At 60.6% G+C, this 12,531-nt stretch carries 12 protein-coding genes and 2 tRNA genes; 8 read left to right on the forward strand and 6 right to left on the reverse strand.

What is annotated here, in order from left to right:
- Window positions 1-195 precede the first annotated feature (195 nt).
- Together ACFOJ9_RS14470 and ACFOJ9_RS14475 are read right to left on the reverse strand one after the other, a co-directional pair.
- On the reverse strand, window positions 196-945 hold the full coding sequence (locus tag ACFOJ9_RS14470; protein ID WP_378979478.1) for a sulfotransferase domain-containing protein: 750 nt from the start codon (window positions 943-945) through the stop codon (window positions 196-198).
- 169 nt (window positions 946-1,114) lie between these two features.
- Window positions 1,115-1,190 (reverse strand) — tRNA-Thr (locus ACFOJ9_RS14475).
- Between the two features lie 155 nt (window positions 1,191-1,345).
- Here ACFOJ9_RS14475 and ACFOJ9_RS14480 point away from each other — a divergent pair.
- From ACFOJ9_RS14480 to ACFOJ9_RS14495, 4 genes are all read left to right on the forward strand, one after another.
- The gene (locus tag ACFOJ9_RS14480) at window positions 1,346-1,513 is read left to right on the forward strand and encodes a hypothetical protein (RefSeq protein WP_378979479.1); all 168 of its coding nucleotides are present in this window, start codon (window positions 1,346-1,348) and stop codon (window positions 1,511-1,513) included.
- Window positions 1,514-1,761: 248 nt separating this feature from the next.
- Window positions 1,762-1,983 carry a hypothetical protein gene (locus tag ACFOJ9_RS14485; protein WP_378979480.1) on the forward strand — a complete coding sequence of 74 codons (222 nt, stop codon included), beginning with the start codon at window positions 1,762-1,764 and terminating at the stop codon, window positions 1,981-1,983.
- A gap of 435 nt (window positions 1,984-2,418) precedes the next feature.
- The gene (locus ACFOJ9_RS14490; RefSeq protein WP_378979481.1) at window positions 2,419-3,711 is read left to right on the forward strand and encodes an IS4 family transposase; all 1,293 of its coding nucleotides are present in this window, start codon (window positions 2,419-2,421) and stop codon (window positions 3,709-3,711) included.
- Between the two features lie 252 nt (window positions 3,712-3,963).
- Complete coding sequence (locus ACFOJ9_RS14495; RefSeq protein WP_378979482.1) at window positions 3,964-4,269, forward strand: BA14K family protein; 306 nt, start codon at window positions 3,964-3,966, stop codon at window positions 4,267-4,269.
- Window positions 4,270-4,337: 68 nt separating this feature from the next.
- Here the strand turns inward: ACFOJ9_RS14495 and bhcR are convergent, their stop codons facing one another.
- Window positions 4,338-5,159: an HTH-type transcriptional regulator BhcR gene (gene bhcR / locus ACFOJ9_RS14500; protein ID WP_378979483.1), complete on the reverse strand. Its 822-nt coding sequence runs from the start codon at window positions 5,157-5,159 to the stop codon at window positions 4,338-4,340.
- Between the two features lie 213 nt (window positions 5,160-5,372).
- On the opposite strand from bhcR, the gene gcl reads away from it, so the two are divergent.
- The 3 genes from gcl to ACFOJ9_RS14515 all read left to right on the forward strand — a co-directional run bounded on the left by gcl (window position 5,373) and on the right by ACFOJ9_RS14515 (window position 9,102).
- Window positions 5,373-7,154 (forward strand): glyoxylate carboligase, encoded by a 1,782-nt coding sequence (gene gcl, locus ACFOJ9_RS14505; RefSeq protein ID WP_378979484.1) that lies wholly within the window; start codon window positions 5,373-5,375, stop codon window positions 7,152-7,154.
- A gap of 27 nt (window positions 7,155-7,181) precedes the next feature.
- Window positions 7,182-7,979, forward strand: coding sequence for a 2-oxo-tetronate isomerase (gene otnI / locus ACFOJ9_RS14510; protein ID WP_378979485.1), 798 nt, complete (start codon window positions 7,182-7,184; stop codon window positions 7,977-7,979).
- Window positions 7,980-8,217: 238 nt separating this feature from the next.
- Window positions 8,218-9,102 carry a 2-hydroxy-3-oxopropionate reductase gene (locus tag ACFOJ9_RS14515; protein WP_378979486.1) on the forward strand — a complete coding sequence of 295 codons (885 nt, stop codon included), beginning with the start codon at window positions 8,218-8,220 and terminating at the stop codon, window positions 9,100-9,102.
- Between the two features lie 116 nt (window positions 9,103-9,218).
- Here ACFOJ9_RS14515 and ACFOJ9_RS14520 read toward each other — a convergent pair whose 3' ends face one another.
- On the reverse strand, window positions 9,219-10,076 hold the full coding sequence (locus ACFOJ9_RS14520) for a TrmH family RNA methyltransferase (protein ID WP_378979487.1): 858 nt from the start codon (window positions 10,074-10,076) through the stop codon (window positions 9,219-9,221).
- 202 nt (window positions 10,077-10,278) lie between these two features.
- Here ACFOJ9_RS14520 and ACFOJ9_RS14525 point away from each other — a divergent pair.
- Window positions 10,279-10,363 (forward strand) — tRNA-Tyr (locus ACFOJ9_RS14525).
- Between the two features lie 246 nt (window positions 10,364-10,609).
- Here the strand turns inward: ACFOJ9_RS14525 and ACFOJ9_RS14530 are convergent.
- A complete protein-coding gene (locus ACFOJ9_RS14530) occupies window positions 10,610-11,800 on the reverse strand; it encodes an NADH-quinone oxidoreductase subunit D (RefSeq protein ID WP_378979488.1) in 1,191 nt (396 codons plus the stop codon).
- A gap of 62 nt (window positions 11,801-11,862) precedes the next feature.
- Window positions 11,863-12,258 carry a hypothetical protein gene (locus tag ACFOJ9_RS14535; RefSeq protein ID WP_378979489.1) on the reverse strand — a complete coding sequence of 132 codons (396 nt, stop codon included), beginning with the start codon at window positions 12,256-12,258 and terminating at the stop codon, window positions 11,863-11,865.
- Between the last annotated feature and the right edge of the window lie 273 nt (window positions 12,259-12,531).

Consider the following 12,531-nt stretch of genomic DNA (forward strand, 5'->3'; position numbering starts at 1 on the left):
GACTCTGGCGAGTAGTTCGTCAATTATCCTGCTCGTTGGCAGGGTCGCCATCGTGCGGCTTGCCAGGAATTGCTGGTCGATGAACAATGAGATCCCGAAATGATCGAGCGCGTAATGGCAGACGAGCCAAAACGTTAAGCCGCCAACCCCAACCCTACGCCTCAACCCAAGCCGAAAAATGCGTTCGCCGGACGCTCACTCTTGAACGACGTCGGGATAAAAGGACCGGTACATGTCGTGTCGCTGCGCCACGTCTGCAAGATATCTCACATCGTCCTGCGACAGATGTGCCGTGTAGCCCCTGACTTTCCCTTCTCTGGTCTTGTAAGAGGCCGGGTTGTCCAGAGAACCGGGGATCAAGTTGGGCAGCCAGGTGCCCATGTGTTGAACTCCGGGAATCCCCTGACCAGAGATTTCCAGCGCTCTCATCGATTCGAAACTGCAGGCGCTGACGGCGGCGCCGATCGCGGACGCGCTTAGCTCCCTCCCGAGTACAGGGGCAAGTCGCGTGGCGATGCGTGTCACGGTGCCGACCGTATCGCTTTGGAGATCTTCGTATCGGACGAGAATTCTCTCACCGGTCAGCCGGGCGCACTCGTCATAGAAATTCAAGAAGTCGTCAGCGACTCCGAACCTCACGAACGATCGCATCGACCTGTCGCTCTTACACCATCTATCCAGAAGCTCATTCTTGCGATCGGCATCGCCGACGAAACCTGCGCGATGTTTGACCTCGAAGTAATACGAAACCATCGCGTCGAGGATGTTCCTCACGAGGACGATCTTGAGCCTGGTGTTGGCGAGGTCGACGAAGTGTTCAGCGGCGAGGTGCTGGTCATAAAGATGGAGAAAAATATAGCGCAGCCATGTCCTGCCGCATTTGGGGAACGAGTACAGGATGACTGATTCACAGACGGGCTTTTGTGCGAGTGGGTGCGTGGTCATATGAATGGCTCTACGTTGCATTGCCAATCATCCATTGAACAATCGGATTTGACGAGTCAAAGGCAAATCGCCATGTTCGCACACCCCTTTGATATTACCCCTGAGCATACCCGAAAGAAATTTTTCAGCTAAAAGCCACCATATAAAAGGCGTTAAGTGATTGATTTGCTGGTGCCCCCGGACGGAATCGAACCGCCGACCTTCGGTTTACAAAACCGCTGCTCTACCAGCTGAGCTACAAGGGCACGGCGCTCCGGTTAGCATATTTGTTGCGCCAGTAAAGACAAAACTCCGTTTTTTCCCGGCATGCCGCATGGGCCGTCGGGGAGGGCACCCTGAAAACCGCCGGATTGCTTCCTACATAGCGGGAAGGTGCAATCGCTTCGCGCAGGGGTGCCGCATGATCAGATTTGTCATCATTCTCCCGATCATCTTCGTGGCCTGGATGCTGCTGGTGAGGATCATCAGCGATGTGAAGAAGGCCAATGTCGACTGGACCGGCGTGACCACCATCATCGGCTTCATCGTGCTCGCCTTCTGGCTTCGGCATGTGACGGGCATGGGGTGAGAGAGAGGGAATAGGGAATAGGGAATAGGGAATAGGGAATAGGGAATAGGGAATAGGGAATAGGGAATAGGGAATAGGGATTCCTTGGTGTCCTTGCCTTCGCTACTCGCTACTGGCTATTCGCTATTCGCTTGCACCAAGCGCCACTCCACAAAAATCTCCTCGACCTTTCGAACCTTTTGCCGCATCGCGCCGACTGATGGTCAGAGGCGAATGGGTCGCCTCGATCAAGGATCCAGGAGATCATCATGTTCAAGCGCACTCTTACCTCAGGCCTCGTCGCCATTTTCGTCGCCACCGGCGCGCTCGCCGGCACTGTCGGCACGTCGTCCGCCCACGGCATGCACGGCCATCATCATCACCACCACAACCATCACAAGAAGCACTTCAAGAAGTTCTGGTGGAAGCACTACAACCACCACCACAACCATCATCACCACAAGCATGGCAAGGTGATCATTTTCCTTTGATGGAGGGACCCATTCTTCCAAGAGGGCGGCTTCGGCCGCCCTTTTTGCGTTGGCGATCACCTTGTGAAGTGGGACGGCAAAGCCGGCGATCTCCCCCCGCAAGGGCAGGGCAATCGCAAATGGCGGCGCCAGCCCCCCACTCCGGCCGCTGCGCGGCCACCTCTCCCCCAGGGGGAAGAGGAAACCCAAGCCTTTCAAGGCCGCGACCTCGGCGGTGGCGTTTCCTCTCCCCCACGATGTGCTAGGGCATATACATATCTCGGTGCGGCGGATTGACTCGCCTTGGCTGGGTCGGATTCCGCGAATGCCTGAGGTATGATTTTTTCTGCGACGGTCTGATTTGCAAGGATTGTCGCCGATGTCGTGCCCGTCGTGGTCATTAGGTTTGTTTGGAGATCGCCGCCTCGATAAAGGGGGGCGTCGCTGCTCCAAGGCATGGTGCTGCGCGAAACGGTGTGCTTGCGCCAGCTTTCTGGCGGCAACCATTCCGAGGAGATCCGCTATGGGCGCTTTCTCGGCAATGATGCGGTGACGGTCGAGCGGGTGATTGAAGGCTGGAGCCAACCGACGCGGGTTGCAGTGGACGGCCGGCATGTTTTGGCGCTGCAAGACACCAGCGAGATCAGATTCCCAACGACGCAGGACAACCGGCGCGATCTTGGCAGGATCAAGAAGGGCAATTGCTGGGGCATGCTGCTGCATCCGATGCTCGCCCTTGATGCCGAGCGCGGTTCTTGCCTTGGTCTTGTGGGCGGGCGGGTTTGGACACGGGGCGATGAAGAGCTGCCACCGCACGCTGATCGCTCGTTGAGCGAGAAGGAATCGTGCCGCTGGGTCGAAACCGCGCAAGCGGCCAAGCCAGTGCTGGCCCGGGCCCGTATGGTCACTTTCATCGCCGATCGTGAGAGTGACTTTTATATGATGTGGGCGCGTGTGCCGGATGGCTCTTTCCACGTGCTGACACGCGTCATGCATGACCGCGCACTGCTTTCGGGCACAACGCTGCGCCGTGCCGTGCAGGAGGTGGCGTTCAGTGACACCCAGGTGATCGAGCTGCGCGAACGGGCCGACCGCCCGGCGCGTCGAGCCGAGCTTTGCTTGCGCTTTGGCGAAGCCACGATCCGGCGGCCGGGCAACCTGCGCGAGGCCAACCTGCCCAAAGGCGTGACGCTGCGCTGGGTCGAAGTCATCGAGACGGCTGCGCCCGCCGACGTGGAGCCGCTTCACTGGCTGCTGCTGACCACCCATGCGGTGGCCACACCCTCCCAGGCCTGGCAGATCGTCGACTGGTACAAGCAGCGCTGGGTCATCGAGCAGTTCTTCCGGGTGATGAAGAGCCAAGGCTTGAAGATCGAAGACAGCCAGCTGCAATCGGCCGCGCGCTTGGAAAAGCTCGTCGCCATCGCCGCCAAGGCCGCCATCATCGTCATGCAGCTCGTGCAGGCCCGCAATGGCCAAGGCGATCAACAGGCGAGCCTCGCCTTCACGTCCAACGAGATCGATACGCTCTCGGCGATCGAGACACGCTTCAAGGGCAAGACGCGGCTGCAATCCAATCCCTACCCCAAAAACTCACTCGCATGGGCGGCCTGGATCATCGCAAGGCTCGGCGGCTGGAACGGTTATGCCTCCTCAAGGCCACCAGGCCCTATCACCTTCTACAACGGCTTGGCCTACTTCCGTGCCTGTGCCGATGGTTGGGCCTTGCGAGATGTGTATATGCCCTAGCGTCGATCGGGGGAGAGGTGGCGAGCGAAGCTCGACGGAGTGGGGGAGCGCCATATCCGATTGCCCTGCCCGAAAGGGGGGAGATCAGCCGCGTCAACGTCCTCGCCAAGCTCTTGCAGGTCACCGTCAGCACGACCTCGGTCCATACGATTTGGCCGGCTTCAGAAAAAAGATTCGAACCTTTTTCCTGGCCGCGACGACTGACGATCAAGAGGCGGATGTCGCCTTGGTCAACGAAGCAAGGAGATCATTATGTTCAAGAGCACACTCGTTTCCGGCCTCATCGCCACCGCCGTCGCCGCCACCATGCTGGTCGGCACCGTCCAGCCCTCAGCCGCCCACAGCCATCACCACAACCGCGAAATCGGCATCGGCATTGCCGCCGGCGTTGGCGGCTTCGTCCTCGGCAGCCTGCTCGCCCAACCGCGCACCGTCTATGTCGACGAAGGCGGCGGCTCGTGGCATGTCCGCCGCTGCTACGATCGCTACCAGAGCTACGACGTGGACTCCGACACCTATCTCGGCCACGACGGCTATCGTCACTACTGCCGGCTCTGAGGAGGGGCGTTTCAATCAGCTGAAAAGAGGGGCGCCCCACCACCCCTCTTTTCGCTGTTCGTATGATCTCAAGCTGAGCTGACGCCGCCGATCATCCTGGTCACCTCGGCGGCGGCATCGCGCACCAGCGGGCCGATCTCGGCCAGCCGCTCGGGTGTCACCCGCACCGTTGGCCCCGACACCGAGACGCCGCCGATCGGTTCGCCGAATTCGTTGAAGATGGCTGATGCCACGCAGCGCATGCCGGGATGCCGCTCTTCGTCGTCCACCGACCAGCCGCGCAACTTTATTCTCGCCAAATCGTGGGCAAGCGCCGAAATGTCGGACAGCGTCCTGTCGGTGAAGCGCTGCAGGCCTGCCTTGCGCAGGATGGTTCCGACCCGCTCCGGCTCGAGATGCGCCAGTACCGCCTTGCCGATGCCCGAGGCATGGAACGGGCTGCGCGTGCCCGGCCGAAAGAAGGCGCGGATCGCCTGATGCGTCTCGACCTGGCTGACGAAGACCACGCAATCATCCTCGGCGACGCCGAGATTGGCGGTCTCGCCGGTTCTCTCCATCAACTCTTGCATGACGACACGGGCGCGGTCGACCAGCTTGCGGCGGCGTAGGAAAGCCGCACCCATGCGGTAGGTCTCGACGCCGATCGACCAAAGCTGGTCGCCGGTGTCGAATTCGACCATGCCGTGGTTTTGCATCGTCGTCAGCATGCGATAGGCGGTGGAGGCGGCAAGCCCGCTCTGCGCTGAGATCTCGCTGAGAGACAGGCCGCTCCCTTCCGCGACAATAGCCAGGATCCGCAATGCCCGATCGAGCGACTGCACCGAACTGGCCTCCGATGGCCCGTTGAAAGCGCGCGGCCGGCCGCGCTGGCGTTTTTCGGTCGTTTCCATGGCGCCATTCTCGATCGATTTCGTCAAACACACAATGAAAAAGTTTTTCACTCGGCGCGAGATGAATTCCTGGAAAACGAAAAGTCAAAAGAAATCAGTAAGAAGCAGCCGTTTTCTGGAAATGAAAAAATATTCTGAAAAAATTGAAAAATAGCCGGCTTGCTGACATCCTGAGCCAATCCAACAATGACAAACCCTGTGGAGGGCTGGAAAATGGCCAGGATGCGCGCTGTCGATGCTGCGGTTCTCGTTCTCGAAAAGGAAGGCATTTCCTGCGCTTTCGGCGTTCCGGGCGCGGCGATCAACCCGTTCTATTCGGCGCTGAAGGCGAGGGGGACGATCCGCCACGTGCTTGCCCGCCACGTCGAGGGCGCCTCGCACATGGCGGAAGGCTATACCCGCGCCAAGGCAGGCAATATCGGCCTGTGCATCGGCACCTCGGGTCCGGCCGGCACCGACATGATCACCGGGCTTTATTCGGCCGCCGCGGACTCCATTCCGATCCTGTGCATCACCGGGCAGGCGCCGCGCGCGCGGCTGAACAAGGAGGATTTCCAGGCCGTCGACATATCAGCCATTGCCGCGCCGGTCGCCAAATGGGCAGTCACCGTCATGGAGCCCTATCTCGTCCCCATGGCGCTGCAGAAGGCCTTCCACCTGATGCGCTCGTCGCGGCCGGGTCCGGTGCTGATCGACCTGCCGGTCGACGTCCAACTGGCCGAGATCGAGTTCGACATCGATGCCTATGAGCCGTTGACGCCGTTCAAGCCCGCGATGACACGCGCGCAGGCCGAAAAGGCGTTGGCAATGCTCAACGCGGCGGAAAAGCCGCTGATCGTCGCCGGCGGCGGCATCATCAACGCCGATGCGTCGGACTTGCTGATCGAATTCGCCGAAATATCAGGCGTGCCGGTCATCCCGACACTGATGGGCTGGGGTGCGATCCCTGACGACCACCGGCTGATGGCCGGCATGTGCGGGCTGCAGACCTCGCACCGCTATGGCAATGCGACGATGCTGGAAGCCGACTTCGTCTTTGGCATCGGCAACCGCTGGGCCAATCGGCACACCGGCTCCGTGGATGTCTACACCAAGGGGAAAAAGTTCATCCATGTCGATATCGAGCCGACGCAGATCGGTCGGGTCTTCGCGCCGGACCTCGGCGTCGTTTCGGATGCGGGTGCGGCGTTGAAGATGCTGCTCGACGTCGCCACCGAGTGGAAGATGGCAGGCAGGTTGCGCGACTGGTCCGGCTGGGCGAAGGAGTGCCAGGCCCGCAAGAAGACGATGAAGCGCAAGACGCATTTCGACCAGGTGCCGCTGAAGCCACAGCGCGTTTACGAGGAGATGAACAAGGCGTTTGGCCGCGACGTCACCTATGTCACCACGATCGGCCTGTCGCAGATCGCCGGCGCGCAGTTCCTGCATGTCTACAAGCCGCGCAACTGGATCAATTGCGGCCAGGCCGGCCCGCTGGGCTGGACCTTGCCGGCGGCGCTTGGCGTGCGCGCCGCCGATCCCGAGCGCACCATCGTGGCGCTGTCCGGCGACTATGATTTTCAGTTCATGATCGAGGAACTGGCGGTCGGCGCACAGCACAAATTGCCCTATCTCCATGTCGTCGTGAACAACGCCTATCTCGGGCTGATCCGCCAGGCGCAGCGCGGTTTTTCGATGGACTTCGAGGTCGACCTCGCCTTCGAGAACATCAACCGATCAGGCGATCCCGAGGCTGGCTATGGCGTCGATCACGTTGCCGTCGCCGAGGCGATGGGCTGCAAGGCGGTCAGGGTGCGCAAGCCGGAAGAGTTCGCCGCCGCGTTCAAGGAGGCGCAGCGGCTGATGAAAGAGCACCGGGTTCCCGTCGTGCTCGAATTCATCCTCGAACGCGTCACCAACATCTCTATGGGCACCGAGATCGACAAGGTCACCGAATTCGAGGACCTTGCCGAGAGCCACGAAGATGCGCCGACGGCGATCGTCATGTTGGACTAAGGCTTGGCGGAGAAAAGGAGAAAAAGAATGCCGCGTTTTTCAGCCAATCTGTCGATGCTCTTTGGTGAGCATGACTTCCTCGACCGTTTCGATGCCGCCGCCCGCGCCGGCTTCAAGGGCGTCGAATATATCGGCCCCTATGATCATGCGCCCGATGTCGTCGCTGCCCGGTTGAAGAAGAACGGCCTGACCCAGGTGCTGTTCAACCTGCCGGCTGGCGACTGGGACAAGGGCGAGCGCGGCATTGCCGCGCTGCCGGACCGCGTGCCGGAATTCCGCCAGGGCATCGCCAAGGCAATCACCTACGCGCAGGCGCTTGGCTGCCAGCAGGTCAATTGCCTGGCCGGCATCGCCCCCGCCGGCGTCGATCGCAAGGTGCTGGAGGATGTCTTTGCCGAAAACCTCGCCTTCGCGGCGGAGAAGCTGGAGCAGGCCGGCATCAGGCTGCTGATCGAGCCGATCAACACGCGCGATATTCCGGGCTTCTTCCTCAACTACTCGGATCAAGCCTTGGCGCTGATGGATCGTGTCGGCTCAAAAAACCTGTTCCTGCAATACGACATCTATCACATGCAGATCATGGAGGGGGATCTCGCCCGTACCATCGAGGCTAACCTTAGCCGCATCGCGCATATCCAGCTTGCGGACAATCCCGGCCGTCACGAGCCGGGGACGGGCGAGATCAATTTTCCTTTCCTGTACGAGCACATCGACCGCATCGGTTATTCCGGCTGGGTCGGGGCGGAATACAAGCCGAAGGCGGGGACGGAAGCTGGGTTGGGTTGGTTTCAAGCACTAGCCGGGCAGGGCAGTGCGGCGGCGTAAGCACCCTAAGGGCTATCGTATTTGAACTCGCGTTCCTTCGCGCCCCCCTCTGGCCTGCCGGCCATCTCCCCCACGGGTGGGGAGATCGGCCGCTTCGGCGTCGGCCTTTGACTTTCTGACGCTCGAAAAATTGGCGAAGGCAGCGGTGACATCCAATCTCCCCCCTCGTGGGGGAGATGTCCGGCAGGACAGAGGGGGGCGTGACAGAACGCGGCTTAACAAAAGACGGAGAACCAAAATGGAAACCATCGGCTTCATCGGCCTCGGCATCATGGGCGCGCCGATGGCAGGGCACCTGCTGGATGCGGGCTATCATGTCATCGCCAGCGACCATCGCTCCAAGCCGCCTGCCGATCTCGTCGATAAGGGCCTGAAGTCGGTCATCGGCCATGCCGCCGTGGCCAAGGCTGCCGAAATCATCATCCTGATGGTGCCCGACACCCCGCAGGTGGCCGATGTGCTGTTCGGCGAGAATGGCGTCGCATCGGGACTGTCGAAGGGCAAGCTGGTCATCGATATGAGCTCGATCTCACCGATCGAGACCAAGACCTTTGCCAGGAAGATCAACGATCTGGGCTGTGACTATCTCGATGCACCGGTCTCGGGCGGCGAGGTCGGCGCCAAGGCGGCATCGCTCACCATCATGGTCGGCGGTGAGGAAAAGCCGTTCGAACGCGCCAAACCCGTCTTCGAGAAGATGGGCAAGAACATCACCCTGGTCGGACCGAACGGCGTCGGCCAGACCACCAAGGTGGCCAACCAGATCGTCGTCGCGTTGACCATTGAAGCCGTCGCCGAAGCGCTTGTTTTTGCATCGAAAGCCGGCGCAGACCCGGCCAAGGTCAGGCAGGCGCTGATGGGCGGGCTGGCGGCCTCGCGCATCCTGGAAGTGCATGGCGAGCGCATGGTCAAGCGCACCTTCGCGCCGGGCTTCCGCATCGAACTGCACCAGAAGGATTTGAACCTCGCGCTGGAGGGCGCGAAAGCGCTCGGGGTGTCGCTGCCCAACACCTCCACCACGCAGCAGCTTTTCAATTCCTGCGCGGCCAATGGCGGCGCCAAGGAGGATCATTCGGCGCTGGTCAGGGCGCTGGAGCGGATGGCCGGGCATGAGCTGGGGTAGGAGCGAATAGCGAGTAGGGAATAGCGAATAGGGATTGCAGCCACGGATAGCCGGGATTCGACTTTCGCTACTCGCTACTCGCTACTCGCTACTCGCTACTCGCTACTCGCTACTCGCTACTCGCTACTTGCTAAAAACTTCCGCGCCACGTAAAGGCTGATCGCCGCGGCATTCGATACGTTGAGCGAATGGATCGCGCCGGGCATGTCGAGCCGCGCCAGCGTGGTCACCGTCTCGCGCGTCTTCTGGCGCAGGCCCTTGCCTTCGGCGCCCAGCACCAGCGCGATCTTTTCTCCGGCAAAGCTTTTTTCGAGTTCGGCCGGCCCGTCCGAATCAAGGCCGATGGTGCGGAAGCCGGCTTCGTGCAACTGGCCGAGCACGTCGGCGAGGTTCTTCACCTCGATCTGGTCGATATGCTCCAGCGCGCCAGAGGCGGATTTCGCCAGCACGCCCGATTCCTGCGGGCTGTGGCGGGCCGTGGTGATCAGCGCGCCGGCGCCGAAGGCCACCGCCGAGCGCAGGATGGCGCCGACATTGTGCGGGTCAGTGATTTGGTCGAGCACCAGCACCAGTCTTGCATCGCCAAGTGCATCAAGCCGCTTCGGTTTCAGCGGCTCGGCCTCGATCAGCACTCCCTGATGCACGGCGTCCGACCCGGTGATCTTGTCGATGTCCCTGGGTTCCACCAGTTCCGTCTTGAAGGGCAGGGTGGCGAGATCGGCTATTTCCAGGCGCTCGGCCGCGTTGCGCGTCACCAGCATCTTCCTGATCTTGCGGCGCGGGTTGTCGAGTGCGGCGCGCACCGTGTGCAAGCCATAGAGCCGCACCAGGCCGTCCGCGGCATTTTCGCCCGGCGGAACCGGCTGTCGGGGCCTGAAAGCCGGCGCGCCGCCGCTTTTCTCGTCGCGATAGGCGCGGCGCAGCTTGGCGTAATGGGTGTCTTTCGGCGTCTTGGAATTGCTGTCGTTGCTCATAACCGGCTTCTATAACCGTGTCGCGCGGCAATGGATACTGCCGCATCGAACGGCTTGCCGGATGGCAGACGAAATTCAGCGCGTTTTGGCGGGATCTTGCGGTTGACAGTTTTGGGCAGTGCCGCCATAAGGCGCTTCGCGGAAGGCTGCTGAGGCGGTCCCAACGCGTTGATGCCTCGTTGCATGGCTCCGGCGGCAGACTGGAGAGGTGCCCGAGTGGTTAAAGGGGACGGACTGTAAATCCGTTGGCTATGCCTACGTTGGTTCAAATCCAACCCTCTCCACCACTGCCGGCCCGGAAGCCCTGAAACGCGAAAGGAATCGGACCGAAAGTGCCATGGCGCTTTTTCGGTATCTGCCTTGCTCGAAATCTGACGCACACGGGATAAAGCCTGGCCGCCTTCTATTGGGATCGGGGACTGGGAATCGATCGGCCATATAAGGCGCGCCCATATCTCGATGAGCTTTCGCCGTATGATTCGCCATGCGGGCGAGGCCACCGATTTCGACAATGCATGTGATCTGCGCACCGGTCAGCGATCAATCTCGCCAAACACGATATCGAGCGATCCGATGATCGCGGCAACGTCGGCGATCATGTGACCTCGGGACAGAAAATCCATCGCCTGCAGATGAGCAAAGGACGGCGCGCGTATCTTGCACCGATAAGGAACATTGCCCCCGTCCGAAACCAGATAGACGCCGAATTCTCCTTTTGGCGCCTCTACGGCGGCGTAGACTTCTCCGGCCGGCACATGAAGCCCTTCGGTGTAAAGTTTGAAATGGTGGATGGTCGCTTCCATCGAGCGTTTCATCGTCGCACGCGGCGGCGGCGTGATCTTCTGGTCCGGAATCGCGACCGGCCCCTGGCCTTCAGGCGACCGCAGTTTTTCTAGGCATTGCCTCATGATCCGCACCGACTGGCGCATTTCCTCCATGCGGACGAGGTAGCGGTCATAGCAGTCTCCGTTCTTGCCGACGGGAATGTCGAAATCCATGTCCGGGTAACATTCGTATGGCTGTGCCTTGCGCAAATCCCATGGCGCGCCCGACCCTCGCACCATGACGCCGGAAAAACCCCAAGCCCAGGCGTCATCCAGCCCGATTACGCCGACATCGACATTGCGTTGCTTGAAAATGCGGCTGCCGGTGAGCAAATCGTCGAGATTATCGCAGACCTTGAGGAAGGGGTCGCAGAAGGCCTGGATATCGTCCAGAAGCTTTGGAGGCAGGTCCTGGTGCACGCCGCCAATCCTGAAATAATTCGCATGCATGCGGGCGCCGGAGGCGCGCTCGTAGAAGACCATCAGTTTCTCGCGCTCCGCAAATCCCCAAAGCGGCGGCGTCAGCGCGCCGATATCCATGGCCTGCGTCGTGACATTGAGGAGATGCGACAGCAGCCGGCCGATCTCGCAAAAAAGAACGCGGATAAGCTGGCCGCGCTTGGGAACCGTTATTTCGAGCAGTCTTTCGGCGGCGATGCAGAACGCATGCTCCTGGTTCATCGGCGCGACATAATCGAGCCGGTCGAAATAGGGCAGCGCTTGCAGATAGTTCTTGTGCTCTATGAGTTTTTCCGTGCCGCGATGGAGCAGGCCGATATGCGGATCGGCGCGCTCGACGATCTCGCCGTCCAGTTCGAGCACCAACCGAAGAACGCCGTGGGCAGAGGGATGCTGTGGTCCGAAATTTATGGTGAAGTTGCGAACGGCGGCTTCGACCATGACGGCTCTCCGCGAGTTGCGTTTCGGTGGTTCACGGCGTGATCTGTATGGTTCGGCGCCGCTCAAGTCGTCGTCTGGATGATCAGCGTCAGAGTGCCATCGCCATCGATGTTTGCCGCGACGACTTGCGAGGAGTTGAGCCCGTTCGCCCTCAACGCCGATGTTGCCTGAGGCGAAGCATCGACGGAATTTTGCAGGCGAAGCAAATCTTCGGCGCTGGTCTGGTCGATTACGGCATCCGCCTGCGCCTTGATTTCCGCAGGCAAATCCTCGACGGCGACGATGGCAACGCCGGTGAAATTCAAATCAGGAGAGCCTTGATCAGGCAGCGTCTCCTCCGGTTGAGCTTCGCCCTGCGGTGGCATCACCTGGGGGAGCTGTGGATCGATGGTTTGCCCGTAGATGGGCTGAGTGATGACCACCCCGGAAAGTGCGACAACTATCGTCAACATACGCATGGTCACTCCTTGCATCCTCTCGAGGGACATTTTGAGGAAACCCTTGTGCCGAGCGATGGTTCCGTAGGGCACGTTGGCCAAACCCGGACGAGGTCGCTCCGGTCAACTTTCGAGAGGCCCAAAATCGAGGCCCGAGCGACCTCATTAAGCTGTTGCCACCTTACCGGCTGAGCCGTTTCGTGCGGAATCGTACCATCGATTGCTCTGCATCTTGGATGGGACCAAAAATGAAGCCGAGGGGTGACCATGGGGAGGAACCGCATGAGCATCGCC

The organism is Mesorhizobium cantuariense, from assembly GCF_042647205.1.
In the GTDB taxonomy this organism is placed as follows: Bacteria; Pseudomonadota; Alphaproteobacteria; order Rhizobiales; family Rhizobiaceae; genus Mesorhizobium; species Mesorhizobium cantuariense.

What these genes read in the sequence shown, in the direction of transcription:
- bhcR (WP_378979483.1), bottom strand. Translation starts at nt 5,159, where the DNA reads ATGGAAACGACCGAAAAACGCCAGCGCGGCCGGCCGCGCGCTTTCAAC.
- ACFOJ9_RS14520 (WP_378979487.1), bottom strand. Translation starts at nt 10,076, where the DNA reads ATGAGCAACGACAGCAATTCCAAGACGCCGAAAGACACCCATTACGCC.
- ACFOJ9_RS14495 (WP_378979482.1), top strand. Translation starts at nt 3,964, where the DNA reads ATGTTCAAGAGCACACTCGTTTCCGGCCTCATCGCCACCGCCGTCGCC.
- ACFOJ9_RS14530 (WP_378979488.1), bottom strand. Translation starts at nt 11,800, where the DNA reads ATGGTCGAAGCCGCCGTTCGCAACTTCACCATAAATTTCGGACCACAG.
- ACFOJ9_RS14470 (WP_378979478.1), bottom strand. Translation starts at nt 945, where the DNA reads ATGACCACGCACCCACTCGCACAAAAGCCCGTCTGTGAATCAGTCATC.
- ACFOJ9_RS14485 (WP_378979480.1), top strand. Translation starts at nt 1,762, where the DNA reads ATGTTCAAGCGCACTCTTACCTCAGGCCTCGTCGCCATTTTCGTCGCC.
- ACFOJ9_RS14490 (WP_378979481.1), top strand. Translation starts at nt 2,419, where the DNA reads ATGGTGCTGCGCGAAACGGTGTGCTTGCGCCAGCTTTCTGGCGGCAAC.
- otnI (WP_378979485.1), top strand. Translation starts at nt 7,182, where the DNA reads ATGCCGCGTTTTTCAGCCAATCTGTCGATGCTCTTTGGTGAGCATGAC.
- ACFOJ9_RS14535 (WP_378979489.1), bottom strand. Translation starts at nt 12,258, where the DNA reads ATGCGTATGTTGACGATAGTTGTCGCACTTTCCGGGGTGGTCATCACT.
- gcl (WP_378979484.1), top strand. Translation starts at nt 5,373, where the DNA reads ATGGCCAGGATGCGCGCTGTCGATGCTGCGGTTCTCGTTCTCGAAAAG.
- ACFOJ9_RS14480 (WP_378979479.1), top strand. Translation starts at nt 1,346, where the DNA reads ATGATCAGATTTGTCATCATTCTCCCGATCATCTTCGTGGCCTGGATG.
- ACFOJ9_RS14515 (WP_378979486.1), top strand. Translation starts at nt 8,218, where the DNA reads ATGGAAACCATCGGCTTCATCGGCCTCGGCATCATGGGCGCGCCGATG.